Origin of the sequence: Pseudomonas sp. NPDC079086, assembly GCF_044542155.1 — a bacterium.
Taxonomy (GTDB): Bacteria; Pseudomonadota; Gammaproteobacteria; order Pseudomonadales; family Pseudomonadaceae; genus Aquipseudomonas.
On record NZ_JBITTY010000001.1, the window covers coordinates 1,189,797 to 1,216,779 of the forward strand.

The 26,983-nt window shown below is 60.3% G+C and carries 26 protein-coding genes; 16 read left to right on the top strand and 10 right to left on the bottom strand.

Features of this window, described 5'->3' with window-relative positions; translation table 11 throughout:
• Positions 1 to 14: 14 nt before the first annotated feature.
• From metK to ACIGEK_RS05620, 3 genes are read right to left on the bottom strand one after another with little or no spacing between them, the layout of a single operon-like run.
• Entirely contained in the window at positions 15 to 1,205 is a 1,191-nt protein-coding gene (gene metK, locus ACIGEK_RS05610) for a methionine adenosyltransferase (RefSeq protein ID WP_397492340.1), read from the bottom strand.
• Positions 1,202 to 2,233, bottom strand: a complete 1,032-nt coding sequence (locus ACIGEK_RS05615) for an ArsR/SmtB family transcription factor (protein WP_397492341.1) — start codon at positions 2,231 to 2,233, stop codon at positions 1,202 to 1,204. Before ACIGEK_RS05615 ends, metK begins: the two co-directional genes overlap by 4 nt.
• A 46-nt stretch (positions 2,234 to 2,279) precedes the next feature.
• Positions 2,280 to 3,191, bottom strand: coding sequence for a LysR substrate-binding domain-containing protein (locus ACIGEK_RS05620; RefSeq protein WP_397492342.1), 912 nt, complete (start codon positions 3,189 to 3,191; stop codon positions 2,280 to 2,282).
• Positions 3,192 to 3,300: 109 nt separating this feature from the next.
• Between ACIGEK_RS05620 and ACIGEK_RS05625 the strand changes: the two genes are divergently transcribed.
• From ACIGEK_RS05625 to ACIGEK_RS05660, 8 genes are all read left to right on the top strand, one after another.
• A complete protein-coding gene (locus ACIGEK_RS05625; protein WP_397492343.1) occupies positions 3,301 to 4,425 on the top strand; it encodes a TDT family transporter in 1,125 nt (374 codons plus the stop codon).
• A 135-nt stretch (positions 4,426 to 4,560) separates the two neighbouring features.
• Positions 4,561 to 6,561 carry a transketolase gene (tkt, locus tag ACIGEK_RS05630; RefSeq protein ID WP_397492344.1) on the top strand — a complete coding sequence of 667 codons (2,001 nt, stop codon included), beginning with the start codon at positions 4,561 to 4,563 and terminating at the stop codon, positions 6,559 to 6,561.
• 66 nt (positions 6,562 to 6,627) lie between these two features.
• The gene (gene epd / locus ACIGEK_RS05635; RefSeq protein ID WP_397492345.1) at positions 6,628 to 7,683 is read left to right on the top strand and encodes an erythrose-4-phosphate dehydrogenase; all 1,056 of its coding nucleotides are present in this window, start codon (positions 6,628 to 6,630) and stop codon (positions 7,681 to 7,683) included.
• A 4-nt stretch (positions 7,684 to 7,687) separates the two neighbouring features.
• Positions 7,688 to 8,851 carry a phosphoglycerate kinase gene (locus tag ACIGEK_RS05640; RefSeq protein WP_397492346.1) on the top strand — a complete coding sequence of 388 codons (1,164 nt, stop codon included), beginning with the start codon at positions 7,688 to 7,690 and terminating at the stop codon, positions 8,849 to 8,851.
• Entirely contained in the window at positions 8,844 to 9,164 is a 321-nt protein-coding gene (locus tag ACIGEK_RS05645) for an MliC family protein (protein WP_397492347.1), read from the top strand. Before ACIGEK_RS05640 ends, ACIGEK_RS05645 begins: the two co-directional genes overlap by 8 nt.
• 110 nt (positions 9,165 to 9,274) lie before the next feature.
• Positions 9,275 to 10,339: a class II fructose-bisphosphate aldolase gene (gene fba / locus ACIGEK_RS05650; protein ID WP_397492348.1), complete on the top strand. Its 1,065-nt coding sequence runs from the start codon at positions 9,275 to 9,277 to the stop codon at positions 10,337 to 10,339.
• Positions 10,340 to 10,400: 61 nt separating this feature from the next.
• The gene (locus ACIGEK_RS05655) at positions 10,401 to 10,838 is read left to right on the top strand and encodes a hypothetical protein (protein ID WP_397492349.1); all 438 of its coding nucleotides are present in this window, start codon (positions 10,401 to 10,403) and stop codon (positions 10,836 to 10,838) included.
• A 189-nt stretch (positions 10,839 to 11,027) separates the two neighbouring features.
• On the top strand, positions 11,028 to 13,514 hold the full coding sequence (locus ACIGEK_RS05660) for a collagenase (RefSeq protein WP_397492350.1): 2,487 nt from the start codon (positions 11,028 to 11,030) through the stop codon (positions 13,512 to 13,514).
• A gap of 69 nt (positions 13,515 to 13,583) precedes the next feature.
• On the opposite strand, the gene ACIGEK_RS05665 is transcribed toward ACIGEK_RS05660, so the two are convergent.
• Positions 13,584 to 14,594 carry an alpha/beta hydrolase gene (locus ACIGEK_RS05665; protein WP_397492351.1) on the bottom strand — a complete coding sequence of 337 codons (1,011 nt, stop codon included), beginning with the start codon at positions 14,592 to 14,594 and terminating at the stop codon, positions 13,584 to 13,586.
• Positions 14,595 to 14,772: 178 nt separating this feature from the next.
• Here ACIGEK_RS05665 and ACIGEK_RS05670 point away from each other — a divergent pair, with 178 nt between their 5' ends.
• The 4 genes from ACIGEK_RS05670 (at position 14,773) to ACIGEK_RS05685 (ending at position 17,459) form a co-directional block, all read left to right on the top strand.
• A complete protein-coding gene (locus ACIGEK_RS05670; protein ID WP_397492352.1) occupies positions 14,773 to 15,228 on the top strand; it encodes a hypothetical protein in 456 nt (151 codons plus the stop codon).
• Positions 15,229 to 15,259: 31 nt separating this feature from the next.
• Positions 15,260 to 16,360 (top strand): PQQ-dependent sugar dehydrogenase, encoded by a 1,101-nt coding sequence (locus tag ACIGEK_RS05675; protein ID WP_397492353.1) that lies wholly within the window; start codon positions 15,260 to 15,262, stop codon positions 16,358 to 16,360.
• Positions 16,361 to 16,422: 62 nt separating this feature from the next.
• Complete coding sequence (locus ACIGEK_RS05680) at positions 16,423 to 16,869, top strand: hypothetical protein (RefSeq protein WP_397492354.1); 447 nt, start codon at positions 16,423 to 16,425, stop codon at positions 16,867 to 16,869.
• Positions 16,870 to 16,931: 62 nt separating this feature from the next.
• A complete protein-coding gene (locus ACIGEK_RS05685; protein WP_397492355.1) occupies positions 16,932 to 17,459 on the top strand; it encodes a M48 family metallopeptidase in 528 nt (175 codons plus the stop codon).
• Here ACIGEK_RS05685 and ACIGEK_RS05690 read toward each other — a convergent pair.
• Positions 17,442 to 17,675, bottom strand: a complete 234-nt coding sequence (locus tag ACIGEK_RS05690) for a DUF2789 domain-containing protein (RefSeq protein ID WP_397492356.1) — start codon at positions 17,673 to 17,675, stop codon at positions 17,442 to 17,444. The genes ACIGEK_RS05685 and ACIGEK_RS05690 overlap by 18 nt on opposite strands.
• A gap of 111 nt (positions 17,676 to 17,786) precedes the next feature.
• Here ACIGEK_RS05690 and ACIGEK_RS05695 point away from each other — a divergent pair, with 111 nt between their 5' ends.
• Entirely contained in the window at positions 17,787 to 18,539 is a 753-nt protein-coding gene (locus ACIGEK_RS05695) for a substrate-binding periplasmic protein (RefSeq protein WP_397492357.1), read from the top strand.
• 4 nt (positions 18,540 to 18,543) lie between these two features.
• Here the strand turns inward: ACIGEK_RS05695 and ACIGEK_RS05700 are convergent, their stop codons facing one another.
• A complete protein-coding gene (locus ACIGEK_RS05700; RefSeq protein ID WP_397492358.1) occupies positions 18,544 to 19,026 on the bottom strand; it encodes a transcription elongation factor GreAB in 483 nt (160 codons plus the stop codon).
• A 122-nt stretch (positions 19,027 to 19,148) separates the two neighbouring features.
• Positions 19,149 to 21,326 carry a YccS family putative transporter gene (yccS, locus tag ACIGEK_RS05705; RefSeq protein ID WP_397492359.1) on the bottom strand — a complete coding sequence of 726 codons (2,178 nt, stop codon included), beginning with the start codon at positions 21,324 to 21,326 and terminating at the stop codon, positions 19,149 to 19,151.
• A gap of 171 nt (positions 21,327 to 21,497) precedes the next feature.
• On the opposite strand from yccS, the gene ACIGEK_RS05710 reads away from it, so the two are divergent.
• The gene (locus ACIGEK_RS05710; RefSeq protein ID WP_397492360.1) at positions 21,498 to 22,274 is read left to right on the top strand and encodes a substrate-binding periplasmic protein; all 777 of its coding nucleotides are present in this window, start codon (positions 21,498 to 21,500) and stop codon (positions 22,272 to 22,274) included.
• Positions 22,275 to 22,278: 4 nt separating this feature from the next.
• On the opposite strand, the gene ACIGEK_RS05715 is transcribed toward ACIGEK_RS05710, so the two are convergent.
• Together ACIGEK_RS05715 and ACIGEK_RS05720 are read right to left on the bottom strand one after the other, a co-directional pair.
• Positions 22,279 to 23,517: an NAD(P)/FAD-dependent oxidoreductase gene (locus tag ACIGEK_RS05715; RefSeq protein ID WP_397492361.1), complete on the bottom strand. Its 1,239-nt coding sequence runs from the start codon at positions 23,515 to 23,517 to the stop codon at positions 22,279 to 22,281.
• Position 23,518: 1 nt separating this feature from the next.
• Positions 23,519 to 24,085, bottom strand: coding sequence for a GNAT family N-acetyltransferase (locus ACIGEK_RS05720; protein ID WP_397492362.1), 567 nt, complete (start codon positions 24,083 to 24,085; stop codon positions 23,519 to 23,521).
• Between the two features lie 138 nt (positions 24,086 to 24,223).
• Between ACIGEK_RS05720 and ACIGEK_RS05725 the strand changes: the two genes are divergently transcribed.
• A complete protein-coding gene (locus tag ACIGEK_RS05725; RefSeq protein WP_397492363.1) occupies positions 24,224 to 24,961 on the top strand; it encodes a substrate-binding periplasmic protein in 738 nt (245 codons plus the stop codon).
• A gap of 35 nt (positions 24,962 to 24,996) precedes the next feature.
• Here the strand turns inward: ACIGEK_RS05725 and ACIGEK_RS05730 are convergent, their stop codons facing one another.
• A complete protein-coding gene (locus tag ACIGEK_RS05730; RefSeq protein ID WP_397492364.1) occupies positions 24,997 to 25,992 on the bottom strand; it encodes a GlxA family transcriptional regulator in 996 nt (331 codons plus the stop codon).
• 138 nt (positions 25,993 to 26,130) lie between these two features.
• Between ACIGEK_RS05730 and ACIGEK_RS05735 the strand changes: the two genes are divergently transcribed.
• Complete coding sequence (locus ACIGEK_RS05735; RefSeq protein ID WP_397492365.1) at positions 26,131 to 26,961, top strand: alpha/beta hydrolase family protein; 831 nt, start codon at positions 26,131 to 26,133, stop codon at positions 26,959 to 26,961.
• The last annotated feature ends 22 nt before the right edge of the window (positions 26,962 to 26,983 follow it).

A 26,983-nucleotide genomic window follows, 5' to 3' on the forward strand; every position in this document is an offset into this window, starting at 1 on the left:
AGCCCAGGTTGGGTTTACAGGCCGGCAGCGGCGCGCAGGTCTGCGACCTTGTCGGTCTTTTCCCAGGTGAAAGTGCTGAAGCTGTCGTCGCCGACAGTCTTCTGCTTTGGTGTGCGACCAAAGTGGCCGTAGGCCGCGGTTTCCTGATACATCGGGTGCAGCAGGTTGAGCATCTTGGTGATGGCGTATGGACGCAGGTCGAACACTTCACGCACCAGCTTGATGATCAAGTCGTCAGCCACCTTGTTGGTGCCGAAGGTGTTGATCGAGATCGACGTCGGCTGGGCCACACCGATTGCGTAGGACACCTGGATTTCGCAGCGCTCGGCGAGGCCGGCGGCAACGATGTTTTTCGCCACATAACGACCGGCGTAGGCTGCCGAGCGGTCAACCTTGGATGGGTCCTTGCCGGAGAACGCGCCGCCACCATGACGGGCCATGCCGCCGTAGGAGTCGACGATGATCTTGCGCCCGGTCAGGCCGCAATCGCCTACTGGGCCGCCGATCACGAAGTTGCCGGTTGGGTTGATGTGGAACTGGGTGCCTTTGTGCAGCAGTTCGGCAGGCAGGGCGTGCTTGATGATCAGCTCCATCACGCCTTCACGCAGATCAGCCAGCGACACTTCCGGGTTGTGCTGGGTGGACAGCACCACGGCGTCGATACCGACTACCTTGCCGTTTTCGTACTGGCAAGTGACCTGGGATTTTGCATCCGGGCGCAGCCACGGCAGCAGACCGGACTTGCGTGCTTCGGCCTGGCGCTCGACCAGGCGGTGGCTGAAGCAGATCGGTGCGGGCATCAGCACATCGGTTTCGTTGCTGGCGTAGCCAAACATCAGGCCCTGGTCGCCGGCGCCCTGGTCTTCAGGTTTGGCGCGGTCGACACCCTGGTTGATGTCCGGGGACTGCTTGCCAATGATATTCAGCACGCCGCAGGTGGCGCCGTCGAAGCCAACCTCGGAGTTGGTGTAGCCGATGTTGCAGATCACGTCGCGGACGATCTGCTCCAGGTCGACCCAGGCGCTGGTGGTGACTTCGCCAGCAACAATGGCCACACCGGTCTTGACCAGGGTTTCCACGGCCACACGGGCGTGTTTGTCCTGGGTGATGATGGCGTCCAGTACCGCATCGGAAATCTGGTCGGCGATTTTGTCGGGATGGCCTTCGGAGACGGACTCGGAGGTAAAGAGGGAGTATTCGCTCATCGTGCGGGTTCCTGTTGGTTACCGGTAATTGCAGCCCGTAGGCCATGAGTTAGTGATGGCTTGGCAAAGTGCCGAACCTGAATCTGGAAGCCATTGCGCAAGCCGACATACAGGCTTTCGCAGCTGTGCAGGCCGGCTGCTTCGGCCCAGCGGGCCAGGTCGTCCTGTTCGAAGCCCAGCCACAGATCGCCACAGGCCTCGCGGGCCCAGCTCTGGTTGTGGCTGCACAGTTCGGTGATCAGCAGGCTGCCGCCGGGTTTGAGGCGCAGCGCCAGCTGCTTGAGTGCCTCGGCCGGGGCGGCAAAGTGGTGCAAAACCATGTTCAGCACCAGGCAATCGGCAGCGGGGTAGTCGTCCTGCAGGGCGTCAGCCAATTGCAGCTCAACATTGTCCAGGCCTTCCGCGGCGCAGCGCATACGCGCCAATTCGAGCATCGCCGCGCTGTTATCCAGGGCCTGAACATGCTGGAAGCGTCGCGCCAGCTCCGGCAGAAAGCCGCCGTCGCCGGGGCCGATTTCTACAGCGCTGGCGTCATTGGCAAAGCCTAGGGAGTCGAGCAGAGCCAGTACGCTGTCACGGTATTGCGGCAGGCCGGCGATCAGGTCCTGCTGGGCCTGAAAGCTCGCTGCGCTGCGGGCGAAGAATTCCTGGCTGGCGGCGGCGCGTTGGTTGTGCACGGCGGCAATGCGCTGCTGCACTTCGACCGGCAGCGTCAACCGGTCGACTTCGTCCAGCAGTGCCGCATGCAGGCGGCTGCCCAGCTGTTCGCCCTGAGCCAGGGCGCGGCGATAGAAGATCGCATTGCCTTCGCGGCGTGTGGCCACCAACCCAGCTTGCGCTAGGACTTTCAGGTGATGGCTGATGCCGGATTGACCCGTGGCGAAAATCTGCGCCAGCTCCAGTACACCGAAAGAGTCGTTGGCCAGGGCGCGCAGAATATTCAGGCGCAGCGCATCACCGCTGGCCTTGCACAGGGCGGCGAGTGCGTCGACCGGCTCGAAGGCCAGATGGGAGGCGCGCATATTCATAGGTTGGGCAGTCTAGTCGGTCACTTTTTATCCAGCAAGGGCAATATCAAAAAGTTTTGATATTGCCCTTGCTGGCGCTGAGCGCCTGTTCTACCTGTTCCAGCAAGGCGAGCGCGGCAGGGTTCAGGCTGTGTTCGCGGCGCCAGACGGCATGCAGGTCGCGGCTGATCTGCAGGTTGCTGACGGGCAAGCGGCACAGCTGTCCGCTGCGCAGCTCTTCCTGTACCGCCAGTTCGGAAATCCAGGCCACGCTCTGGCCGGCCAGCAGGCTGCGCTTCAGCGCTTCGCTGTTACCCAGGGCCATGGCGATACGCGGTCGTAGGCCGAGCGCCTGGTAAGCCTGCTCCAAGGTGGCGCGGGTGCCGGAACCCTGCTCGCGGATCAGCAAGGAGGCGGCGGCCAGTTCGCTCGGGCTGACGGCTGCTTGCTTGGCCAGCGGATGGCTGGGGCTGGCAACGGGCAGCAGGGCGTCGGTGCCTAGGTGGCGGTGGTTGAACTGTTCAGGGGCGAATGGCCCTTCGATAAACGCCAGGGTGGTGGCGTTGTCCTCCAGTTGCTGCAGGCTGGCCGCTGTGTTGTCGATCTGCAGGCTTAGTTGCAGGTCGGGGTATTGCTGATGAAAGTCCGAGATCAGCGCTGGCAGCAGGTAACTGCCCAGGGTGGCGCTGGCGCCCAGGTGCAGCTCGCCGCAGCCAAGGTTGGCGAAAGCTTGCAGGTCACGCTCGGCGGCTTGCTCCAGGGCGAAGATGCGCTCGGCGTACGGCAGCAGGCGTTGCCCAGCGGCGGTCAGGGTCACGCCGCGACTCTGCCGGTCGAACAGCGGCAAGCGCAGGCGTGCCTCCAACTCGCGGATTTCGCGGGTCACTGCCGGCTGGCTGATAAACAGGCGCGCAGCGCCGGCGCTGATGCTGCCGCTTTGTGCGATGGCGAGAAATACCTTGAGGTGATGCAGGTTCATAAATAGAAGGTATGCCTTGTATCTTTTATATGTATTTTACCTATAGCACGGTCGTACCTAACCTCCCAGTCATGAATCGCCAACGCGATTGTCTGTGAGGAATACCTTGATGCTGCGCCCTTTTACCCGCCTGCATGAGCCGTTGGCTTTTGTTCGTCAATTCACGCCCAACTGGTTCGCCATGACCATGGGCACCGGTGTGCTTGCCCAGGTAGTGGCCAAGATGCCGTTGTCATTTACTGGGCAGATGCTGCTGGCCGAAGGTCTGTGGTGGCTGACGGTGATGCTGTTCGGCGTGTTCAGTCTGCTGTTTGCGGCGCGCCTGCTGCTGTTTCGCGACACCCTCTGGCCGATGTTGGATCACCCGGTGCAGTCGATGTTTCTCGGTGCGATTCCCATGGGGCTGGTGCAGGTGATCAACGGCATGTTGCTGTTCGCTGCACCTGTTTATGGCGCGTCGTTAGTGAGTCTGGCGCATGGCTTGTGGTGGCTGGCCTTGGTGTTGGCGCTGGGTGTGGCGCTTGGCGTGCCGTACTTGATGTTCACCCGGCAAAAACATGTGCTGGAAAGCCTGACGGGCATCTGGTTGCTGCCCATCGTGGCGCCAGAGGTGGTGGCCAGCGGCGCGGCGGCCTTGGCGCCGCACCTGGCTGCTGAGCCGGCGCAGTTGTTGCTGAGCCTGGGTTATGTACTGTGGGGCTTGTCGCTGAGTTTGGCGTTTGCCCTGATCGCCCTGGTGCTGCTGCGTCTGGCCCTGCACAAATTACCGGACATGGATTTTGCAGCCAGCAGTTGGTTGCCGTTGGGGCCGCTGGCCACTGGCTGTCTGGGGCTGATCAGCCTGGGGCAGGCGGCGCCGCAAGCCTGGCAGGGGACGGCGCTGCAGGGCGCTGCCGAGATGGCTGAGCAGTTGGGCCTGGTCGGCGGGCTGGCGCTGTGGGGCGCGGGTTTGTGGTGGCTAGTGGCCGCGAGCCTGTTCACTCAGCATTACATGCGCCGTGAGCTGCCATTCAATCTGGGCTGGTGGGGCTTCACCTTCCCGCTGGGGGTATTCACCCTGGCCACTTTTGCCCTGCAGCAGTTGACGGGCCTGGCCTTCTTCACCTGGATCGGCCTGCTGCTAGCGGCTAAGTTGGCGTTGGTCTGGCTGCTGGTGATGCGCCGTACGCTGCAGGGTTTGTGGCACGGCGAGCTGTTTCGGGCGCCTTGTCTGGCTGCGCAAGCGCCGATTTGAAGCACCTTGCTGGCGGTAATTGCTGATTGTCCGGGGGTTAACGACCATCTGTGATTGCCCCCATGGCGCTGCTAGGCGAAAATGGCCGCCTTTTTCGACCCCCAGTTGCCCAAGCAGCCCGTAGGAGATTCAGTGATGCCCAGCCGTCGTGAGCGAGCCAATGCCATTCGTGCCCTAAGCATGGATGCCGTGCAGAAGGCCAACAGCGGCCATCCGGGTGCCCCGATGGGCATGGCGGATATCGCCGAAGTACTGTGGCGCGACTTCCTCAAGCACAACCCGAGCAACCCGAAGTTCGCCGACCGTGACCGCTTTGTGCTGTCCAACGGTCACGGCTCGATGCTGATCTACTCGCTGCTGCACCTGACCGGCTACGACCTGGGCATCGACGACCTGAAAAACTTCCGCCAGCTGCATAGCCGTACTCCGGGCCATCCGGAATATGGCTACACCCCAGGCGTAGAAACCACCACCGGCCCGCTCGGCCAGGGCATTGCCAACGCCGTCGGGTTCGCCATTGCCGAGAAAGTCCTGGGCGCGCAGTTCAACCGTGACGGCCACCAGATCGTTGACCACTTCACCTACGCCTTCCTCGGCGACGGTTGCATGATGGAAGGCATCAGCCATGAAGTCTGCTCGTTGGCTGGCACCCTAGGCCTGGGCAAGCTGGTTGCCTTCTACGACGACAACGGCATCTCCATCGACGGTGAAGTTGAAGGCTGGTTTACCGACGACACCCCGGCGCGCTTCGAAGCCTACGGCTGGCAGGTGATTCGCAATGTTGATGGTCACGACGCCGACGAGATCAAGATCGCCATCGAAACGGCACGTAAAACCGCCGACCGTCCGACCCTGATCTGCTGCAAGACCACCATCGGCTTCGGTTCGCCAAACAAAGGTGGCAAGGAAGATTGCCACGGTGCGCCACTGGGCCTCGAAGAAATCGCCCTGACTCGCGCCACCTTGGGCTGGAACCACGGCCCGTTCGAAATTCCGGCCGATATCTACGCCGAGTGGGACGCCAAGCAAGCCGGTGCCGCGGCTGAAGCCGAGTGGGATCAGCGTTTCGCTGCCTATGCTGCTGCCTTCCCCGAGCTGGCCAGCGAGTTCAAGCGCCGTGTAGCGGGTGAGCTGCCAGCCGACTTCGCCGAGAAAACCGCTGCCTATATTCAGGAAGTGGCCGCCAAAGGCGAAACCATCGCCAGCCGCAAGGCCAGCCAGAACACGCTGAATGCCTTCGGTCCGTTGCTGCCGGAGTTCCTTGGTGGTTCTGCCGACCTCGCCGGCTCCAACCTGACCCTGTGGAAAGGCTGCAAGGGCGTGTCGGCAGCTGATGCTTCCGGTAACTACATGTTCTACGGCGTGCGCGAGTTCGGCATGAGCGCGATTATGAACGGTGTGGCTCTGCACGGCGGCTTCGTGCCGTACGGCGCGACCTTCCTGATCTTTATGGAATACGCGCGCAACGCAGTACGTATGGCCTCGCTGATGAAGCAGCGCGTGCTGTTCGTCTTCACTCACGACTCCATCGGCCTGGGCGAAGACGGCCCGACTCACCAGCCAATCGAACAGCTGGCCAGCCTGCGCGGCACGCCGAACCTCGATACCTGGCGTCCATGCGATGCCGTGGAATCGGCGGTGGCCTGGAAGTACGCCATTGAGCGTCACGACGGTCCATCCGCGCTGATCTTCAGCCGGCAGAACCTGCCGCACCAGAACCGCGACGCCCAGCAACTGGCGGACGTGGCCCGCGGCGGTTATGTGCTGAAGGACTGCGCCGGTGAGCCAGAGTTGATCCTGATTTCCACCGGTTCGGAGATCGGTCTGGCGGTAGCAGCTTACGAAAAACTGAGCGCAGAAGGCCGTAAGGTACGTGTGGTGTCGATGCCGTCCACCAGCGTGTTCGACCAGCAGGACGCCGGCTACAAGCAGGCCGTGCTGCCGGTGCAGGTCGGTGCGCGCATCGCTATCGAAGCCTCGCATGCGGACTACTGGTACAAGTACGTTGGTCTGGAAGGCCGCATCATTGGCATGACCACCTTTGGTGAGTCGGCCCCAGCCCCTGCGCTGTTCGAGGAGTTCGGCTTTACCGTCGAAAACGTCCTGGAAACTGCCGCCGAGCTGCTGGAAGCCTGATCCGGCGAATGATGGGTGATGCCGCTGTGCGGCTAACCCATCCTACGGTTGCCCATCGAGATCATCATGTCCAAGCGCCCCTATCGAATTGCCCTCAACGGCTACGGCCGTATCGGCCGCTGCGTGCTGCGTGCGTTGCATGAACGTGGCGCGGGGGCGCAGCTGGAAATCGTCGCGTTGAATGATCTGGCCGATCAGGCCAGCATCGAATACCTGACCCGCTTCGACTCCACCCACGGGCGTTTTCCCGGTGAGGTGAAGGTCGATGGCGATTGCCTGCACATCAATGGCGACTGCGTAAAGGTACTGCGTCAGGCGACGCCGGAAGCCATCGACTGGGCGGCGCTGGATATCGACCTGCTGCTGGAATGCTCCGGCCAATACACCACGCGCGGCGATGCGCAGCGCTTTATTGATGCCGGTGCGCCGCGCTTGCTGCTGTCGCAACCGATGGCCAGCGAGGCGGATATCGACGCCACGGTGGTCTATGGGGTCAATCAGGATTGTCTGACGGGGCGTGAGACGCTGGTGTCGAACGCCTCCTGCACCACCAACTGTGGCGTGCCGCTGCTCAAGTTGCTGAATGAGACGGTGGGTATCGACTACGTGTCGATCACCACCATCCACTCGGCGATGAACGATCAGCCGGTGATCGACGCCTACCACCACGAAGACTTGCGCCGCACGCGCTCGGCCTTTCAGTCGGTGATTCCGGTGTCCACTGGCCTGGCCCGCGGTATCGAGCGCCTGTTGCCGGAACTAAGCGGGCGCATCCAGGCCAAAGCTATTCGCGTGCCGACGGTAAACGTCTCGTGCCTGGATATCACTCTGCAGACCGCTCGCGACACCTCGGCCGCGGAGATTAACGCCGTGCTGCGTCAAGCGGCGGAAAGCGGACCGCTCAAGGGCTTACTGGCTTATACCGAACTGCCCCATGCCAGCTGTGATTTCAACCACGATCCGCATTCGGCGATTGTCGATGGCAGCCAGACCCGCGTGTCCGGCCCGCGTTTGGTGAATCTGCTGGCCTGGTTCGACAACGAGTGGGGCTTTGCCAACCGCATGCTCGATGTTGCTGAACACTTTCTTTCCCTGACTACTCCAGCCCCCGTGAAGGACTGATTACATGACCGTTCTGAAGATGACCGACCTCGACCTCGTCGGTAAGCGCGTGCTGATCCGCGAAGACCTCAACGTGCCGGTAAAAGACGGCGTGGTGAAGAGCGACGCGCGCATCCTCGCTTCCCTGCCGACCATCAAGCTGGCGCTGGAGAAAGGCGCAGCGGTTATGGTCTGCTCGCACCTGGGGCGTCCGACCGAAGGTGAGTTCAGTGCAGAGAACAGTATGGCCCCCGTTGCTGCCTATCTGAGCAAGGCGCTGGGCCGCGACGTACCGCTGGTTGCGGATTACCTGAACGGCGTTGAGCTCAAGGCCGGTGAGATTGTGCTGTTCGAGAACGTGCGCTTTAACAAGGGCGAGAAAAAGAACGCTGACGAACTTGCCCAGCAATACGCCGCCCTGTGCGACGTGTTCGTCATGGACGCCTTCGGCACTGCTCACCGCGCCGAGGGCTCGACCCACGGCGTAGCCAAGTTCGCCAAGGTGGCTTGTGCCGGCCCGTTGTTGGCTGCCGAGCTGGACGCACTGGGCAAGGCGCTGGGCAACCCGGCCAAGCCGATGGCGGCGATTGTTGCCGGCTCCAAGGTGTCGACCAAGCTCGACGTACTCAACAGCCTGAGCCAGATCTGCGACCAGCTGATCGTTGGCGGCGGCATCGCCAACACCTTCCTCGCTGCCGCCGGTTTCCCGGTCGGTAAGTCGCTGTATGAAGCCGATCTGGTCGAAACTGCCAAGGCCATCGCGGCCAAGGTCAGCGTGCCGTTGCCGGTTGATGTGGTGGTGGCCAAGGCCTTCGCCGAAGACGCTGAAGCCACTGTCAAACTGGTCGCCGATGTGGCTGAAGACGACATGATTCTGGATATCGGCCCACAGACCGCTGCGCAGTTCGCCGAGCTGTTGAAGTCGTCGAAGACCATTCTCTGGAACGGCCCGGTGGGTGTGTTCGAGTTCGATCAGTTCGGCAATGGCACTAAGGTACTGGCTCAGGCTATTGCCGACAGTCCGGCGTTCTCCATCGCCGGTGGTGGCGACACCCTGGCGGCTATCGACAAGTACGGTATTGGTGCGCAGATCAGCTATATCTCCACTGGTGGCGGCGCGTTCCTTGAGTTCGTCGAGGGCAAAGTACTGCCGGCCGTAGACATGTTGGAACAGCGCGCCAATGGTTAAGTCGATCACCCTGCTGGTGTTGCTGAGCCTGCTTGGCGCGTGCGCCAGTCAGCCGGCGCCGTCGGATAACTGGACGCGTTGGGTCTGCGACAGCCGGGCCGAAGTGCTCTGGCGTTTCGCCGACAGTAGCCGCGAGTCGGTTGATGTACGTCTGGGTGGTGGCGATATTGTCTATCGCTTGAATCAGCAAGTGTCAGGTTCGGGCGCGCTGTACAGCGATGGTTTGCTGTCCTTTCATACCAAGGGCGAGGAAGGGCTGGTCTACTGGGCGGCCAACGATGACCTGATCGGCCGCGGCTGCAAGGCACCCTAGCAACGAATTGAATGCAGGCCAGGGTTGCCCCTGATCTGAATGACTTGAATAGCGCCTGCCCCTGCGGCAGGCTTGCACGATTAACGAGCACCACCGGGAGAAAGAACACCATGGCACTTATCAGCATGCGCCAGATGCTCGACCACGCCGCCGAATTTGGCTACGGCGTGCCGGCCTTCAACGTCAACAACCTCGAGCAGATGCGCGCGATCATGGAAGCGGCCGACAAGACCGATTCCCCGGTGATCGTCCAGGCTTCCGCCGGTGCGCGTAAATACGCAGGTGCGCCGTTCCTGCGCCACCTGATCCTGGCCGCTATCGAAGAATTCCCGCATATCCCGGTGTGTATGCACCAGGACCACGGCACCAGCCCTGACGTCTGCCAGCGCTCGATCCAGCTGGGCTTCAGCTCGGTGATGATGGATGGCTCGCTGAAAGAAGACGGCAAAACCCCGGCTGATTATGACTACAACGTGCGTGTTACCCAGCAGACCGTAGCCTTTGCCCACGCCTGCGGTGTGTCGGTGGAAGGTGAGCTGGGTTGCCTGGGTAGCCTGGAAACTGGCATGGCCGGCGAAGAAGACGGTGTTGGCGCTGAAGGCGTGCTCGATCACAGCCAGATGCTGACTGACCCGGAAGAAGCTGCCGACTTCGTCAAGCGTACCCAGGTCGATGCCCTGGCCATCGCCATTGGTACCAGCCACGGCGCCTACAAGTTCACCAAGCCGCCTACTGGCGACATCCTCGCTATCGATCGCATCAAGGCGATCCATGCGCGCATCCCCAACACTCACCTGGTAATGCACGGCTCCAGCTCGGTACCGCAAGAGTGGCTGGCGATCATCAACCAGTACGGCGGCGACATCAAAGAAACCTACGGCGTGCCGGTTGAAGAAATCGTCGAAGGCATCAAGTACGGCGTGCGCAAGGTCAACATCGACACCGACCTGCGCCTGGCGTCCACCGGTGCCATGCGCCGCCTGATGGCTGAGAACCCGAGTGAATTCGATCCGCGTAAATTCTTCGGTGCGACCGTGACTGCTATGCGTGATATCTGCATCGCCCGCTACGAAGCGTTCGGCACTGCCGGCAATGCCTCGAAGATCAAACCGATGAACCTGGAAACCATGTTCCAGCGTTATGCCAAGGGTGAGCTGGCCGCCAAGGTCAATTAAGCCTGTTGCTGTACCGAGAGCCCCGCTGATGCGGGGCTTTTTGTTATTCGGGAGGGGCGCAATGCATAGGTTGTTCTGGCTGTTAGTGGTGTTGGCTCTACTGGCTGGCTGTGCGGGCCAGTCGCCGGTTAGCGAGCCACCCGCTCCAGTGGCTATCGCCGTCGATCCGCAGCAATGCCTTACCCGCGCGGAGTGCACCACCAAGCTGTCGCGCACGCTGCTGTTCATCTTCGACTATGCGGAGGCCGGTGCGCCGCTGGTGCAACGCGAGGGGCGGTTGCTGTTTACCCCGGCCGATGCGCCGGTCAGCGACTGGCCGGCGTTGTATATCCGCTTGGCCGAAGCCGAGCAAAGCGCCTTTGCCTTCAATGCGCAGTGCCGGACAACGGCTTGTCGACTGACGGCCGTGCAGCTCTTAGAGGTTTACCGCAGCTATTTACTTGGGCAGCCGTGTGAGTTTCATGCCGATGCTCGGCCTTGTGTCAATAAAGCGAAGTAACCCGAGGCAGATGCCTCAAGGGGTTGCGGTACGAACGAGTTGGCAGTTGAGTTGCGATCAGTTGCGCAAAATCGGGATTTAACTGGTAAAAGCCAGGTAAGTTGCAGGCAACGTGCGGTGATTGGCGTCTTCACAGTAGGGGGGTGGATAGAATCCGCGCCCCTTACTATTCATCAAGATGATGACGCTATGTTCAGAAGAATAATCAGAAAAGACCTGCACGCCTGCGCACTAGTCCTGGCTTTGACTCCGCTGAACGCGGCGGTCGCTGAGGTTAACCAGGCCCCTGAAGTGCGTGGCCACAGTGAGCACATCGCAGCCGGCAAAGTGAATGCCAGCTGGATCTGGGCACGCGATGCAGAGGGCGACCGAATCACTTTTGCGATTACCAAGCAGCCCAAGTACGGCCGTATCCAGCTGGACTGGAACACTGGGCGTTATGAGTATCAGCCGACGGCCAACGCTACTGGCCATTACGACGAGTTTGAATACCGCGCCACCGATGGCAAGAGCTGGTCGGCACCGGCAGTGGTGCAACTTAACCTGTTGCCTGCCGACGGCAGGGCCGGTAACCGTGCGCCAGAGGCCACCAGTCAGGTTCTGGCAGTGAACGCGGGGGCGTTGTTTGAAGCGACTTTGCTGGGCCGCGATGCGGACCGCGATCCGCTGACGTTCAGCATCATTGATTACCCACGCTTGGGTAGCCTCACGCTGGATGGTAAAACCGGCCGCTATAGCTATCGGGCCTATCGTGATCAGAGTGCCCAGGACAGCTTCAGCTACCAAATCAGGGACAGCAAGCGCGCCCACTCTGGCATTACCAAGGTTCGCCTTGAGCTGCGTAGCGCCGCGCAACCGCCTGTTACGCCTCCCGTTACACCACCAGTGCAACCTCCTATAGAGCCGCCTGTTGTACCGCAACCACCGGTGCAGCCAACTCTGCCGCCGCTGGACCCCTTGCTGCGGACTAAAGCGGATTTCTCGCCAATGGTCCGTGAGGTGCTGGATAACGAGTTCTTCGTTGAGCATTTCCAGCATGCCAAGGCTGGTCGTCTGGAGGCGGTATTGGCTTCCATCGACTTTCTGGCCCGCCAGCAACAGATTCAGGACCCTGACCTGAACAAGCTTCTGTACTACGTGCGTGCCTATAACTACTTCCTGGGTTTCAGCAAGGCCACGCCGGCGCAGTTGAGCATGCTGGAACACGCCCTGTTCCAGGTAGCGAACATGCGTGAGTTGCTGACCTACCAGAAAGCTTCCGGGCAAGTGATCGAGGGCTATGTTGTCGGTCTTGGTGCGCTGATGGCCACGCCGCAATCCAGTGCCAGCATCATGCGGCACCTGCCGCGCTTGCAGTCGCTATTGCAGCATTTCAGCAACACCGCACAGCTGAGCAAGGAACGCAGTTACGGTGATGCGGTATTCGAAACCCTGAACCTGTTAGACCGTTTTGGCTGGGCTGAAGGCGCATTGCGCAGTGCCTTGATCCAGGACAACCGCTTTGCCGACGCCATCGCCGAACTGGCTAGCAGCCGCAATGCGCTGTGGCTCAATCGCGATGGCTTTATCGTGATGAACGCTATTGAGGCCTTGGGCAAGCTTGCCCAGTTGAGTGATGGCGTCTGGCGCGAGGGCAACAACCGTGCCGTGCGCCAGGTGATGCAGGCGCACCTTGGGCAAGGGGTGCTGGATGATCTGGAGCTGAAGAGCAACTTCCGCAGTTATTACGTGGACTACGCCTACCGTGCAGATGTCGACGGTGCCTGTAGCAGCCTGTTCAACGGGCTGTGCTACAAGTTTGAAATTGCTCAGGTGTTGCCACAAACGCACGTTTGCGGCCCCACGCTTAAGGTGCGCTCGCAGCCATTGAGCCAGACGCAAATGCTGGAAATCTGCCAGAGCCTGGGCAAGCAGGAGCAGGACTTCCATCGCATCATGCAGACCAACTGGACGCCGGTAGCCGATGACCTCAATGCGACGTTGGAGCTGGTGATCTTCTCCAGTCGTGAGCAGTACCAGAAGTTCGGTGGACTGCTGTATGGCTTCAGCACCGACAATGGCGGCATGTACCTGGAAGGTAGCCCGTGGTTGGCGGGTAATCAGCCACGTTTCTTCGCGTATGTGCAGGCGGGGCAGGTGTGGAACCTGAATCATGAGTACGTCCACTACCTCGACGGTCGCTTCAATCAATACGGCGCCTTTGGTCACTATCCGCTGAATCTGACCACCTGGTGGGCAGAAGGGTTGGCAGAATACCTGGCCTGGGGAAGCCACTTCGAACGTGGCATGAATGACATCAGTCGAGTGGCAGCCGGTCAGCGTCCGAGCCTTGAGGCCATCACCAGGCTGAGTTACGAGAGTGGCAGCAGCATGGTCTATCACTGGTCCTACACCCTGCATCGCTACCTGCAAGAGCGCGACCCAGCACGCCATTTGGCACTAGCCGCACACCTGCGCCGCAATGACCTGGCTGCTTATCGATTGGCGCTGGATGAGCTGAATCGGTCGCATGGCGCCCAGTATCCGCAGTGGCGCGACCAGCTACTTGCCAGCTGGCAGCAGCAACCACGCAGTGCCGCGCAGCTGAGTGACGTGCAGGACATGCCTGATCATGCCACGGCGCATCAGCGTCAGTTGGACACGCGTGCAAGCTTGGCCCGCCCGCCGCGTGACTGAAGCGCAGCTGGCATAAGGCCTATGGTTTGATCTGTAACGCATGCCCGTATCCTTGGATACGGGCATTTTTTATGGGCTTGGTTGCAGCTGGGCCGCGTTGTGCGCCGGTAATGACGCAGCACTCGGCAAGGCTTTTAGGAACTGCATGATCGCCAGGCTTACCCGTGCGGTGTCTCTTGGCGAAAGAATGTCGCCGGCCAGCACATGGTGGGATGGGTCTTGGGTATCCTTGAGGGCAATCAGTTGCTTGTGCGCCGAGCCGAAGCGGGTGAATGCGGTCTTGATTTCGCCTGGGCTGACCACCTGATCGTCCGGTGAATAAATAGTGAGAATCGGCGTGCTGATCTGCTCCAGCGGCTGCTCGCGTACGTATTTCACCAGCGCCATCATCGGTAGCAGCGCTTGCACCGGGTAGCGGTGAGTCCAGAAGCGCGCCTGTTCGGCGTTACGGGGTTGCCATTGATGTTCCGGGCCTAGTAGCAGTGGCACGAAATGCGTGGCCCAGGGCCAGGTCAGTACGGTGGCGGCCGGGTCTTTTGGGGCAAAGTTCGGCGACACCATGATATAGGCCAGCACCTGCGGGTTATCGCTCTGTAGCGCCAGCCAGGTGGCGAGGGTGGCGCCGGTCGAGGTGCCGATCACCAGTACCTGTTTGCCTAGGCGCTGGCCGATCTGCAGGGCTTCCTGGGTGTCCTGCAGCCAGTCGTGCACGCTGGCTTCGGCCATCGCCGCTCCGCTGCGGCCGTGACCGGTGAGGCGGGTGTAAAACAGGTTGGCGCCCAGTTGCTTTGCCAACTGGTCGCTAAGCGGCGCGGTTTCCTGGCGGGTGGCCGAGTAGCCGTGCAGGTAGATGATCGCCAGATCGGTCTGGCGCTGGTCCGGGTGGGCCCAGACGATGGTTTTTTCTGCGCCGGGAGTGATGTCCGGGTAGCGCGCCTCTGTCTCGGCCAGATAATGGTCAAGGTCAGCGGGCAGCTGGATCGGCGTGAGTTGTGTATCGACTGTCGGTACGGGACCGAGGCTGAATGCTAGGGCTAGCAACACCAGAGTCAGCGCGCAGAAGGGCAGGGCTTTTTTCATCGTGCGGTTCTTGTGTGGGTTGTTGTCGGCAGGATGGTTGCTGGCATTCTGCTACAGCGCTGTGATTGCGCCTATCGCCCATTTGTGGGCTTGGTAAAACCATGTAAAACACATGCCACATGCCACGCGGCGCGCTGGTCCATACTCGGGCCACCGTCGTCTCTGGATATCTGCCTGCATGCCGAGCAAATTGCGCACTCTGTTGTACTTCTTTTGGGCTGTGTTGCTGGCGAGTGTGATGGGCGCTGTGCTGCAGACCCAGTTCAATCTGGCCAACTTGCAGGCGCTTGGCGCGCCCATGCCGTTTAGCGTGCGGGTGCAGACCACCTGCCTGGACCTGCTGGGCTTTAGCCCGACCTTCGCGGTGCTGGTGATCCTCGGTTTTATCTTTGCCTTGCCGGCGGCGAGCCGGCTGGCGTGCATCTGGCCGACGGGGCGCTGGCTGTTGTTTGCCCTGGCCGGCGCGCTGGCGGTGCTGGCGGCGATGGCGTTGGCCAATGCGTTGTTGCCGATGCCAACGCTGATCGGCGCCAACCGCAGCATGGCGGGGACCCTCGGGCTGATGGCCTGCGGCAGCCTGGGGGCACTGTTGTTTGCCGTGCTGGCGCGGCGCTCGCCCCCTGCACAATCCTGATTTATCCCTCTGTGAGCAAAAGGCCCGAACCATGTTGAATACCTCCCGCGCCCTGTTGTTGCTTGGTCTGCTTGGCAGCAGCCTGGTACATGCCATGGATTACCGCATCGAAACCGTGACCGGCGGCCTGGAGCATCCCTGGTCGCTGGCCTTTCTGCCGGACGGGCGCATGCTGGTGACTGAACGGGTTGGCCGCCTGCGCATCATCGAAGCGGACGGCAGCCTCAATCCGCAGCCGGTCGGCGGCGTACCCGAGGGCTTTGTTGCTGCTCAGGCGGGGTTAATGGACGTCATGCTCGACCCGGAATTTGCCAGCAATCAGCAGCTTTACTTGAGCTACGCCTACGGCACCGCCCAGGCCAACAACACGCGTCTGGCCAAGGCGCGGCTGGTCGATGGGCAGTTACAAGACGTGCAGGTGCTGTTCAGTGCGCTACCGGCCAAAGCCGGGGCCGCGCATTACGGTGGGCGCATGGCTTTTCTTCCAGATAACACGCTGGTGCTGACACTGGGTGATGGCTTTGACCTGCGTGAGCAGGCGCAGAATACGAGTAACCACCTCGGCAAAATCGTGCGCCTTAATCGCGATGGCAGCATCCCCCAAGACAACCCCCTAGTGGGACAGACCGGTGCAGCGCCGGAAATTTATAGCCTGGGCCATCGCAATGTGCAGGGCATCGTCTATGACAATCAGCTGCAGCGCCTCTACAGCCACGAACACGGCCCGCGCGGTGGCGATGAGTTGAATCTGATTGAGCCAGGCAACAACTATGGTTGGCCGCTGATCACTTACGGTATTGATTACACCGGTGCGCAGATTTCGCCTTACACCGAGCTGCCCGGCCTGCAGCAGCCCTTGTTGCAATGGACGCCCTCGGTGGCACCGTCGAGCCTGGCTCAGTATCGCGGTGCGCTGTTCCCCGAATGGCAGGGTGACCTGTTTGCCTCGACCCTGGCCGAACGCAGCGTGCGCCGCATCCGCCTGCAGGACGGCAAGCTAGCTGGTGAGGAAATACTATTTGAAGAGCTCAAGGAGCGTATTCGTGATGTACGCGGCGGCCCTGATGGTGCGCTGTACCTGCTCACCGATAGTGTTGAGGGACGGTTGCTGCGTGTGGTGCCTGCGCAATAGCACTTGAAGCGTCATAGCTGTGCTCGGACAATCGGGACTTTGTTGGTTTTAGGTCATGCCTCATGGACGAGTTCAATCCCTACGCTCCGCCTGCCACCCGCGCTGATTTGATACACGTGCCCAGCACACCTGGCTACCGTCTGTATCTGGTTCTGAACCTCCTGTATGCCGGGCTCCTCGGTATTTGCCTTCTGGTGTTGTTGGTAGGTGGCAGCATCCGCCTGGCCGTACCTGACATGCTGGTGGTCGGAATATTTCTCGCACCGCTGCTCAGTTGCTGGATGGTGGTGGCGAATTACACCCAGGCGTTTCGCTATTGGCGCTTTGCTCAGGCCTTGATTGCAGGTGTGTTGCTGCTGTTCTGTTTGGATGACTTGGGACGTGGCGCGCTGGTCGGTATCGGCTTGTTTATGACGCTAGTAAACGCCCTGTCGTTAATCACTTCGAGTCATTTCTTCTTGCTGAAACAGGCGGCTAAAAAGCCTGTAGGCGTGGTGCAGAATGGTTAGGCCTGCGTCTAGGTAGCCTGCTGGCGTTACACTGCCGGCCTTTATGCTGTTGTGTGGCTGAAATGACGATCCCGCTTAAATACCTGCAAGGCTACCCGGCCCAGCTGCAAGACAAAATCCGCCAGCTGATCGTCGAGCAGCGCCTGGGCGATTATCTGGCGCGGTCATACAGCGGCAAGCACGCGATTCAGAGTGACAAGGCGCTGTATGCCTATATCCAGGGCCTCAAGCAAGAGCATCTGCGCAATGCGCCGGCCATCGACAAGGTGCTTTATGACAATCGCCTCGATCTGACCCACCGCGCCCTCGGCCTGCATACGGCGATCTCGCGGGTGCAGGGCGGCAAGCTCAAGGCGAAGAAGGAAATTCGCGTTGCCTCATTGTTTCGCGAGGCCGCGCCTGAGTTTCTGCAGATGATCGTCGTGCATGAACTGGCGCATTTGAAGGAAGCCGAGCATAACAAGGCCTTCTACAAGCTCTGTGAGTACATGCTGCCGGGCTACCACCAGCTGGAGTTTGACCTACGGGTTTACCTGACCTGGCGCGAGTTGCCTGGTACGGCAGGCGAGTTGTCAGCCCCGCAGCAGTAGGTTGAGCTGATCGACCACCTCAGCCCAGTCAGCATCGTCGAGAATCTCCTCGCGGAGAAAGGCGGCATGCGCCTTGTCCCAAAATGGCGCATCGGCCAGTTTGCACTCTGGAGGCAATGGCGTGTGCTGGCTGATAAAGGCGTCAATGCTGGCCTGGTCAGCAGCCAAACCCAGTTGTTTGAATAATGATGGAAGGTCGTGAATGGGGTTCTCCATTTAATGCGTTCCTCTCTCTGCTTGAGTGTGTGGCTGCCTTCAGCCTAACGCAGAAAGACCTGCCAGCTGATAGGCTGAGTGAAAATCTGCATCGCCGAGGGACCTATGGGCGTGAGTGCTTTACTGCGGCCTCTGATTGTTTGGCTATGCCTATTGTTGGCCGCGCCGGCCGTCGCTCGTGAGCTGCTGGCCGTTGGCACGAATTTCCCGGGTGTATTCGAGCAGCAGGTGGATGGCGAACTTGGCGGCCTGGCGGTTAGTGTGTTGCGTGAGGCGCTTAAGCCTCTTGGGCATCATGTGCGCTTTGAGCTATATCCGTGGGCGCGTGCGCAGAAGATGGTTGAGAGTGGCCGGGCCGACATTCTTATTGGCCCCTATAAAAGTGCTGAGCGAGAGAAGCGGTTTATCTTTTCAGCGCAACCGTTCTACCGCGACAGTATTGTGTTCTTCCATTTGCGTAGCAGCACCTTGCAGTGGAATGGTGATTATCAGCAAGTGCTTGGCCGGCGTATTGGTGTGGTTCGTGGCTGGGCCTATGGCGAACATTTCGACAGTCAGCGTGAGCAGCTTGAACTGATAACCCTGGCAAGTGTTGAGAATGGTCTAAAGATGCTCAGGGCCGGGCGCTTGGACATGTTGGCAAGTAATCAGCGCAACACCCTTCCCGTACTGGCGGCTTTGGGATTGAGCAGCACCGTCAGCCAGTTAACGCCACAGATTGATCAACAAGACGGTTATTTCGCATTCCCTCGGCATATTGATCTGGCTGGGCTGCCCTTAGACTTTGATCGTGAGTTTGCTCAGATGATTGAGCACGGCCGGCTGGCCGCGCTCGCGACAGACTGGCAGGTCGAGGTGCCTTGAGGGTTCACAGTACGCGTAACACTTCAAACCTTTGCATCGTTGCGCCAATCCGCAGTTCAACATCGGCGTCCTCGGCACAACCGAGGAGTCGTTGGCCAAGGGGTGACCGAGGGCTTATTACTTGAATGTCCTGTTCCGCCAGGCAGAGTTTTAGACCTGCCCCATCAGGCCCGATGAACACGCAGAGTTCTGCACCCTGCGGATCGCTTAACCAGACCAGCGCGCCTAACTGAATCCCGTGCTCAGCGTTGAAGGGGCGCAGGCGCAGCTGCTTCCAAGCTGCCAAGGCCTGGCGTATTTCCTCTGCCCGACGCGCCTGTCCAGTCGCTAGATAAGACGCCTCAAGGCCCAGGGTGTCGTATTTGTTTTCGGCGATGTTTTCTTCGTGTGTCGCTGTCTCGTAGGCGGTCTGCGCCGCCTGCTGGGCCTGCAGCAGGTCATCTTCGAGGCGGGTGATTACCTGTTGCAGCAGTTCGGTCTTGTTCATGGCAGGCACTTTCTGGGCAGGCGTGCAGGGTAGCGGAAAAGCATCGGGGCGGGCAGTTGACCGGTGTGCTCCATCACGGCTGAGCGGGGGCATTAGTGGCCTGTTGCCCGTTCAGCCTGAGGCTAAGCCTCCGGTTGGCGTTTTTGCAGGTGTGAGGCCAGGGTACGCAATGGTCCCAGCTGGCGGCAGATCAGCGCCAGCTGGGTCTGCACCAGTCGTTGTTGGTCATCTAGGTCGTTGCTGAGTGTCTCCAGTTCGCTGGCCAGCTGTTCTTCGGTGTCACTGTAGATGGCCACTGGGCGTTCATCACTTAGGCAACTCGCAATCTCGTCCAGGCTGGCGGCCAGGCGACTGGCGCTGACCAGCAGCGGGTTGTCCTGCCCGCTTAGGCTGGTTTCGCCACGGTGCGCACCTAGGCCGGAGAGATAACTCAACAGGGTGTGCGACAGCACCAGAAAGCGAAAGCCGATATCCGCTTCCTTACGAAAATGCCCAGGCTCCATCAGCATGTTGCCGAGGGTGGTGGACAGCGAGGCATCAGCGTTATGCGCATTACGCCTGGCCAGGCGGTAGGCCAGGTCGTCGCGTTTGCCGCTGGCGTACTGGGCGATGATCTGCTGCAGGTAGCGGCTGTTGCAGCTCAGGGTGCTGGCTAGCAGACGATTCAGGCGTCGGCCCTGCCAGTCCGGCAGAATCAGCAGCACCGCCAAACCGGCAATCAGGCTACCGAGCAGGGTGTCGACCAGCCGTGGAATAAACAGTCCGTAGCCATTACCCACCTGATTGAAACAGAACAGCACCAGTAGGGTGATCGCGGCCGTGGCCAGGGTGTAGCGGCTGCTGCGCAGGGCAAAGAACACCACGCCTGCGACTACTGCAAACAATGCCTGTACCAGCTGATTGGGGAATAGGTCGAACAGCGCCCAGCCGAGCAGCAGGCCGAGCACGGTGCCGCTGATACGCTGAACCAGTTTGAGTCGGGTTGCGCCGTAGTTCGGCTGACAGACGAACAGCGTGGTCAGCAAAATCCAGTAGCCCTGGGTGGGGTGAATCCAGTGCAGTACGCCGTAACCGGCCGCCAAGGCAATGGACAGACGCAGGGCATGGCGAAATAGCAGCGAAGTCGGCGTCAGCTGCAGGCGCAGGCGTTCCCAGACATCCTTGAGTGACTGTGGCTCGCGGTCGAGCAGGCTGCTGTCCTGTTGTTCCGCCATGGCGTCGGGGTTGCTGGCGTTGCCCAGTAGCGTATCCAGGCTGCGCAGGTTGCCGGCCAGCGCGCCGAGGGAGCGCAGCAGGTGACGCCAGGCCGGGTTGCTCTGCACGCGCAGGTGTTCGAGGGAATCGTGCAGGTCGTCCAGCGCCTGGTGGCACAGTTCGCGGTATTCAAATGGCTGGCGTAGCTCAATGGCCTGGGCCAGGCGCTGGCAGGCTTCTCCATGTAGACGCAGCAGACGTTGGCAGCGGAACAGCACATCGCTGTGGAAGAACGCCTCGGCCAGTTCGTTATAAGGGTAGTGCGAGGAGCTGGCGCGCTCGTGGATATCCTGAGCGAGAAAATACAGTTTCAGGTAACGGCTGACCTTCGGCCCGGGCCGGCCATTGCCGACCCGGTGCAGGATAATTTCCTTGGCTGCATTCAGCGCCGCCACTACTCGACCGTTCTGTTTGGCCAGGGCCAGGCGGCGTTCTTCCACATCCAGCTGACGCAGCGGTTCGAACAGCGCGGCCTTGAGCTTGAGGTACTGGCCCAGCTCACGGAACAGCCGCGCCAGGCTGTGCTGCACCGGCTGGTTGGCAAAAAGGGCATTCCACAGCACCGACAGCAGGCCGTACCAGGCGGCGCCGGCTACCAGCAGTAGCGGTTCCTGCCAGAGTCCCGCTGCGCCACCACGCTGCTCCACGCCGATCATGCTGTATACCGCGAGGATCAGGGTGGCCGCGCCGAGAGTGGCGTAGCGTTCGCCGAGTGCGCCGAGCATCGTCAGGGCAAAGCTGGACAACGCCAACGCGCAGACAAACAGCCAGGGGTAGGGGAACAGAAACTCCACCACATAGGCCGCCACACTGAAGCAGCCGAGGGTGACCAGCAGTGCAATCAGGCGGCCCTGCCAGCTGTCATCAGTCTCCGCCAGGGCACTGGCGATTACCCCGAGAAACAGCGGGATCAGTGCATGCATCCAGTCCTGCGACCAGCACAGCAGCAGCGCCCCGCTGAGGGCAATGAATACCCGCAAGCTGTAGCTGAATTTGTCCTGGGCCCAGAGGCGACGGAACGAGTGGCGCAGCGCAGTGGACGGCATGGCCCAACCTTGATCAACCGTAACAGGTAGCAGCCTAACGGAGTCTGTGTCGAGTTGGCAGCAGCAAGCGGCGCTTGGGCTGATTAAAATGTCGCGCTGATCGGTTGTGTGAGGTGAATCACTGCGACCGGGCTACGCTAAAGCTATCCGCTCATTAGCGAGGCATCGGCCATGTTGTTCACTTGTGTGCGTGGACTTTTCTCGTTGCTGTTTGTCAGTCTGTTGTGCGTGAGCCTGCAGGCCCAGCCGTTACGCCTGTACACGGAAGAATACCCACCCATCAACTTCAGCAAGAACGGTGAGCCGACTGGTCTGGCCACCGAAGTGGTGCAAGCCATCATGCAGCGCACTGGACAAAATGCGCCGATTAGCGTGGTGCCCTGGGCGCGGGGTTATCAGCTGGCCCTGACGCGCGCTAATACCGGGCTGTTCGTGACCATGCGCACTCGTGAGCGTGAGCAGCTGTTCAAGTGGGTCGGGCCGATTACTCGCAATGTCACCAGCTTCTATGCGCTGCGCCGTTCTTTTCTGTCGATCAATCGCTTGGACGAGGCCCGTGAGTACGGCGAAATTGCCGTGCCGCGCGACTGGTACAGCCACCAACGCCTGCTGGCCGAGGGCTTTAGCAACCTTACCCCGGTCACCGGGCCAGCGCAGATGGTGAGCATGCTCAAGCTAGGGCGGGTCAAACTGATGGTGCTGGACAATCTCGGTCTCAATGCACTGCTGGCGCAGGGCGATATTCAGGCCGACGAGGTGCAGCTGTTGTTCAGCTTTATGCACGGCGACACCTATATCGCGTTTTCCCAGCAGACCGATGATGCGCTGATCAGCCGTTGGCAGCGCGAGCTCGACACCATGAAGAGCGACGGCAGCTTTGCCGCAATCCATCAGAAGTGGTTACCAGGCGAGCCGTTGCCGCCGCTTGAACCCGCCCCCGCGCCTTGATGTTTCAGACGTATTGGGCCGCCGCGTAACCCGAAGCCCAGGCCCACTGGAAGTTAAAGCCGCCCAGGTGACCGGTAACATCCAGCACTTCGCCGACAAAATACAGCCCTGGCGACTTCAGCGACTCCATGGTCTTCGACGACACCTCGCGAGTGTCCACGCCGCCCAGAGTGACTTCTGCGGTGCGATAACCTTCGGTGCCGGCCGGCACCAGTTGCCAGTCGCCGAGTTGCTCGGCAATCGCCTTGAGCTCGGCGTGGGTGTACTGCTTCATCGGCTTGGAGGCGAACCAGTTGTCGGCCAACAACCCAGCCATCTTCTTGGTAAACAGCTCAGCCAGCAGGGTTTTTAACTCGCTATTGGGCCGTTCGCGTTGTTGCTGCTCCAGCCACTCAGGCAGGTCGATATGCGGCAGCAGGTTGATACTGATAGCCTCGCCCGGCTGCCAGAACGAAGAAATCTGCAGAATCGCCGGGCCGCTTAAGCCTCGGTGGGTAAACAGGATATTTTCCTTGAAGCTCTGCCCGTTGCAGCTCACCACGCAATCCTCCACCGAGGTGCCGGACAGCTCGGTGCACAGCGCCTTGAGCGCCGGGTCGGTGAGGGTGAACGGCACCAGACCGGCGCGAGTTGGCAGCAGTTCGTGGCCGAACTGCTTGGCTACCTGATAGCCAAAGCCCGTGGCGCCGAGGGTCGGAATCGACAGGCCGCCGGTGGCGATCACCAGCGATTCGCAGCGCACTGCGCCGGCGCTGGTCTGCAGCTGGTAGCTGTTGTCCTGCTTGCTAATCTCGCTCACCGAGGTGTCCAGTCGCAGCTCAACACCCGCTTCATCGCACTCGCTTAGCAGCAGGCCGAGAATGTCGCTGGCCTTGTTGTCGCAGAACAGCTGGCCGAGTTTCTTCTCGTGGTACGGCACACCGTGTTTGGCCACCAGGCCGATAAAGTCCCACTGGGTGTAGCGCGCCAGAGCGGACTTGCAGAAGTGCGAGTTTTCCGAGAGAAAGTTGCTCGGTTCACAGTACATGTTGGTGAAGTTGCAGCGCCCACCACCTGACATCAGGATCTTCTTGCCGGCCTTATTGGCGTGATCCAGCAACAGCACCTGCCGCCCGCGCGCAGCAGCAGTCAGCGCGCACATAAGGCCGGCGGCGCCGGCTCCAATAATCACGACCTGGGGTGTAAGCACAGCAACTTCCTCAACCTGCGACACGCGCCAACGCTGGCGCAAAACAGCGCGCATCTTAACTGCAAGTTGTCGGGTGCGCTTGAGGGTGAGACGTGAGGTCGTAGGCCATTACCTGCATGCCGATCTCGAACATGTCGGTGCTGAATGGGATTTCGCCATAGGTACGGAAACCGAACCGTGTATAGAAAGCCTGTGCCGCGCGATTGCTGTTTAGAACATCCAGCCACAGCAGGTGTTGTTGCTGTGCCAATACATATGCACAGATAACTCGCAGCAACTGCTCGCCATAGCCTTTGCCGGTCGCGGACATGAGTAGGTAGATTTTCTGCAGCTCTACGCCCACGGTATTGCCCAAAGGCATGGGGTTATTCCAGTTGAGCTTGGCAAAGCCCAGGATGTTGCCGCCATTGTCCTCGGCCAGAAGCCACAGATGCTTTTCTGTTGCGGCGAGCGAGTTGATTAGGTTTTCGCTTGAGAAGTCCTCGGCAAGGAAGCGCTGCATTCCCGCTCGTGTCCAGATTTCACTGAAATGCTCACGGTAGGTATCGCAGCCGATGCGCTGTAAAGTCTCTAGATCAGCATGTTGGGCATCGTAAATACGTAGGGGTTGTTGTTGCGCCATGCGGCAGAACTCCTTTTTGCCGTACTGGGTTGTTGTGTGCGCAGAATAGCTTTCGCTGTGTTCGCTGCTATGAGCGCGCTGTCAAAAAGCGCTGTGGCAGCTAGGATTAGTTTTCTGCTTTCCTTGGAATTGCCGTTAATGAATGGACTGCGTGCCTGCCTGCTGTCGTGGCTGCTGTTGGCGCCCTTGTATGGCTATGCTGCAGAGACCTTGCGTTTGGTCGCGGACCCTTGGCCGCCATTCAATGACCAGACGCTACTGAATAATGGCGTAGCCTCCGATCTGGTGACCACCGCCCTGAACCGCGCCGGCTACACCACCAGCTACGTTCAGGTGCCGTGGGAGCGTGCGGTGCGCGGGTTGCAGCAGGAAGTCTACGACGTGCTGATCAATGCCTGGTACACCGATGAGCGGGCGGTATTTGGCCATTATTCGCAGCCCTACCTGATCAACCGCATCCGTTTTCTGCAGCGCAAGGGCGGCCAGATCAGTTTCAAGCAGTTATCCGACTTGTATCCCTACAGCATTGCTGTGGTGCGCGGTTACGCCTATTCCAGCGAGTTTGATCAGGACAGCCGGCTGACCAAGGTCGGTGTTGTCGGCTTTGAAGTGGGCGCGCGCATGCTGCAGGCGCGACGGGTGCAGCTGACTCTGGAGGATGAGCTGGTGGCGCGCTATCACCTGAGCCGCAGCCTGGCCGGGATTCGCGATCAACTGGAGTTTCTGCCGCAGCCGTTAAGCGAGAACGGTCTACATATTCTGGTCAGTCGCAAACACCCGCAGCATCAGCAGATTGCCGATGCCTTTAACAAGGCAATCGAGGAAATGCGTGCCGATGGCAGCTATGCGCAGATTTTTCAACGCCACGGTTTGTAAAGCGTTGCTGCCAGTTCTGGGTCGTGTTTCGCTGATCACGGGCGCACATTCTCAAAGCGTTTGCGATACGCACTAGGGGTCAGTCCCACCCGTTGTTTGAACAGGCGCCGGAAGGAGTTGCCGTCGTCATAGCCCACCTGCAAGGTGATCTGGTCAAACGCTTGCTGGCTGCTTTCCAATAAAAACTTGGCCCGCTCGATACGCAAATTCTGCAAATACTCAATGGGCGTTTGCTCGGTGGCGGCTTTGAAGCGGCGGATAAAGTTGCGCATGCTCAAGCAGAACTCTTCAGCCACCTGCTCCATAACAATGCCCTGCGCCAGGCGATGCTCCAGCCAGACCTGGATCTTGAGAATCTCGGCGTCGGTATGGTTTTTCTTGAAGGTGGTGCTGGCGTAAGGGGTTTGGCTGCGCACGGCGACATCGACCAGCAGTTTCTTCGCGCACTCGGCAGCCAGCTGGGGTGAGGAAAATTTGCGGATCAGGTGCAGCAGTAGGTCGCTGCCGCTTGTGGAGCCTCCCGAGCACAGCATCTGGCCGTCATCCGTTACGGTGCGCTCGGGTTGCAGCTTCACCCTGGGGAAGCGTCGCGCGAATTGTTCGCTGAAAAGCCAGTGTGTGGTGGCGCAGCGCCCATCCAGCAGCCCGGCCTGGGCGGTGACGAAGGCGCCGGTGCACATGCTGGCGATATAGCTGCCTTGCTGGTGCTGCAGTTGCAGCCATTCGACCATCCTGCCCAGGCCGGGCAGCACGCCGAGAATGTTGAACATAAAGCCAGGCACGATAACCAGCTGTGGGTTGTGCACCTCATCCAGTGCTTTGTCTGGAGTCAGTTGCAGGCCGCCGGTGCAGGCCACGCTGTGGCCATCGATTGACGCGGTTTGCAGGGTGAACAGCGGTGCCTGGGGTTCATGGCGCGCGCTTTTCTCGGTCGCATAGTGGTGCAACACATTGGCGGTTGCGAAGAACTCCAGGGTCGCGGCCACGCTGGTAGAGGAGCAGTGATCGGCCATCAGGACGGTGACGCGCATGTCTACTCTCCGGTCTGTGCGGGGCGTGCTGGTAAAAATCGCATGTTATATGTCATTTCTGCTCATAGAGGCAGCCATGCGTGCGCTCTAGTCTGTGCTTATCAGCTTCCGATCATCGATAACACAGGGATTTCCAGCATGAAGAACACGGCATACCGACTGTTCAAAAAGCCTTTCTTCGGCCGCTTTGTGCGGCCCTGGCGCTGGCCGGAAAATGTTGAGCAGAGCCAGTGGCAGCGCCTGACTGTCGACAGCCTGTCGGGGGCGCGTATCTCTGCGCTGCTGGCTGCGGCGCACACCGCAGAGGCTAAGGGCGCGGTATTGCTGGCGCACCCTATGGGCGTCGCGGCTAAGGGCTTCTGGATAAAGTACGGGCATGCCGAGCTGCTGCGTCAGGCGGGCTATCACGTGATGCTGTTTGATTTGAACGGCTTCGGCGAAAGCACCTCGACCACTATGGATTACCCGCTGGATGTGCTCGCCGCTGGCCAAGCGCTGCAGGCGCAGTACCCGGCGTTACCTATTGCGGTACTCGGTGCTTCCATGGGTGCGGCCATGAGCCTGTGCGCGTTGGCGCAGCCTGATCATCCGTTCAAGGTGGCGGTGCTGGAATCCGCCTTTCCGACCCTGCTGCACTTCTGGTCGCGTTACCCCATTCCCAAGCTGGGCATCCAGTTGTCCAAACTGCTGTATCCCGCCGGTGAGCGCAGCTTGCGCCCCACCTACGCCGCGCAGCGCCTGGTGGGCCGCCCCGAGCTGTTGTTGATCTACGGCGAGGCCGACAAGTTCACTCCGGTCAAGGATGGCAAGCTGCTGTTGCAGGCCTTGCAGGGCAAAACCGCAACGGAGTTCTGGCAGGTGCCGGGTGCCGAACACACCCATGCCTATGCCGCGCAGCCCCAAGAATATGCCAAGAAAGTCATAGGTTTTTTAGATAGGCATTTGCTGGAAGAGCGCATGGCGTCTTGATCCAGGTTACTGCTTGAAAAAT

Coding starts and splice junctions, on each gene's coding strand:
- metK (WP_397492340.1), bottom strand. CDS start 1,205: ATGAGCGAATACTCCCTCTTTACCTCCGAGTCCGTCTCCGAAGGCCAT.
- ACIGEK_RS05615 (WP_397492341.1), bottom strand. CDS start 2,233: ATGAATATGCGCGCCTCCCATCTGGCCTTCGAGCCGGTCGACGCACTC.
- ACIGEK_RS05620 (WP_397492342.1), bottom strand. CDS start 3,191: ATGAACCTGCATCACCTCAAGGTATTTCTCGCCATCGCACAAAGCGGC.
- ACIGEK_RS05625 (WP_397492343.1), top strand. CDS start 3,301: ATGCTGCGCCCTTTTACCCGCCTGCATGAGCCGTTGGCTTTTGTTCGT.
- tkt (WP_397492344.1), top strand. CDS start 4,561: ATGCCCAGCCGTCGTGAGCGAGCCAATGCCATTCGTGCCCTAAGCATG.
- epd (WP_397492345.1), top strand. CDS start 6,628: ATGTCCAAGCGCCCCTATCGAATTGCCCTCAACGGCTACGGCCGTATC.
- ACIGEK_RS05640 (WP_397492346.1), top strand. CDS start 7,688: ATGACCGTTCTGAAGATGACCGACCTCGACCTCGTCGGTAAGCGCGTG.
- ACIGEK_RS05645 (WP_397492347.1), top strand. CDS start 8,844: ATGGTTAAGTCGATCACCCTGCTGGTGTTGCTGAGCCTGCTTGGCGCG.
- fba (WP_397492348.1), top strand. CDS start 9,275: ATGGCACTTATCAGCATGCGCCAGATGCTCGACCACGCCGCCGAATTT.
- ACIGEK_RS05655 (WP_397492349.1), top strand. CDS start 10,401: ATGCATAGGTTGTTCTGGCTGTTAGTGGTGTTGGCTCTACTGGCTGGC.
- ACIGEK_RS05660 (WP_397492350.1), top strand. CDS start 11,028: ATGTTCAGAAGAATAATCAGAAAAGACCTGCACGCCTGCGCACTAGTC.
- ACIGEK_RS05665 (WP_397492351.1), bottom strand. CDS start 14,594: ATGAAAAAAGCCCTGCCCTTCTGCGCGCTGACTCTGGTGTTGCTAGCC.
- ACIGEK_RS05670 (WP_397492352.1), top strand. CDS start 14,773: ATGCCGAGCAAATTGCGCACTCTGTTGTACTTCTTTTGGGCTGTGTTG.
- ACIGEK_RS05675 (WP_397492353.1), top strand. CDS start 15,260: ATGTTGAATACCTCCCGCGCCCTGTTGTTGCTTGGTCTGCTTGGCAGC.
- ACIGEK_RS05680 (WP_397492354.1), top strand. CDS start 16,423: ATGGACGAGTTCAATCCCTACGCTCCGCCTGCCACCCGCGCTGATTTG.
- ACIGEK_RS05685 (WP_397492355.1), top strand. CDS start 16,932: ATGACGATCCCGCTTAAATACCTGCAAGGCTACCCGGCCCAGCTGCAA.
- ACIGEK_RS05690 (WP_397492356.1), bottom strand. CDS start 17,675: ATGGAGAACCCCATTCACGACCTTCCATCATTATTCAAACAACTGGGT.
- ACIGEK_RS05700 (WP_397492358.1), bottom strand. CDS start 19,026: ATGAACAAGACCGAACTGCTGCAACAGGTAATCACCCGCCTCGAAGAT.
- yccS (WP_397492359.1), bottom strand. CDS start 21,326: ATGCCGTCCACTGCGCTGCGCCACTCGTTCCGTCGCCTCTGGGCCCAG.
- ACIGEK_RS05710 (WP_397492360.1), top strand. CDS start 21,498: ATGTTGTTCACTTGTGTGCGTGGACTTTTCTCGTTGCTGTTTGTCAGT.
- ACIGEK_RS05715 (WP_397492361.1), bottom strand. CDS start 23,517: ATGCGCGCTGTTTTGCGCCAGCGTTGGCGCGTGTCGCAGGTTGAGGAA.
- ACIGEK_RS05720 (WP_397492362.1), bottom strand. CDS start 24,085: ATGGCGCAACAACAACCCCTACGTATTTACGATGCCCAACATGCTGAT.
- ACIGEK_RS05725 (WP_397492363.1), top strand. CDS start 24,224: ATGAATGGACTGCGTGCCTGCCTGCTGTCGTGGCTGCTGTTGGCGCCC.
- ACIGEK_RS05730 (WP_397492364.1), bottom strand. CDS start 25,992: ATGCGCGTCACCGTCCTGATGGCCGATCACTGCTCCTCTACCAGCGTG.
- ACIGEK_RS05735 (WP_397492365.1), top strand. CDS start 26,131: ATGAAGAACACGGCATACCGACTGTTCAAAAAGCCTTTCTTCGGCCGC.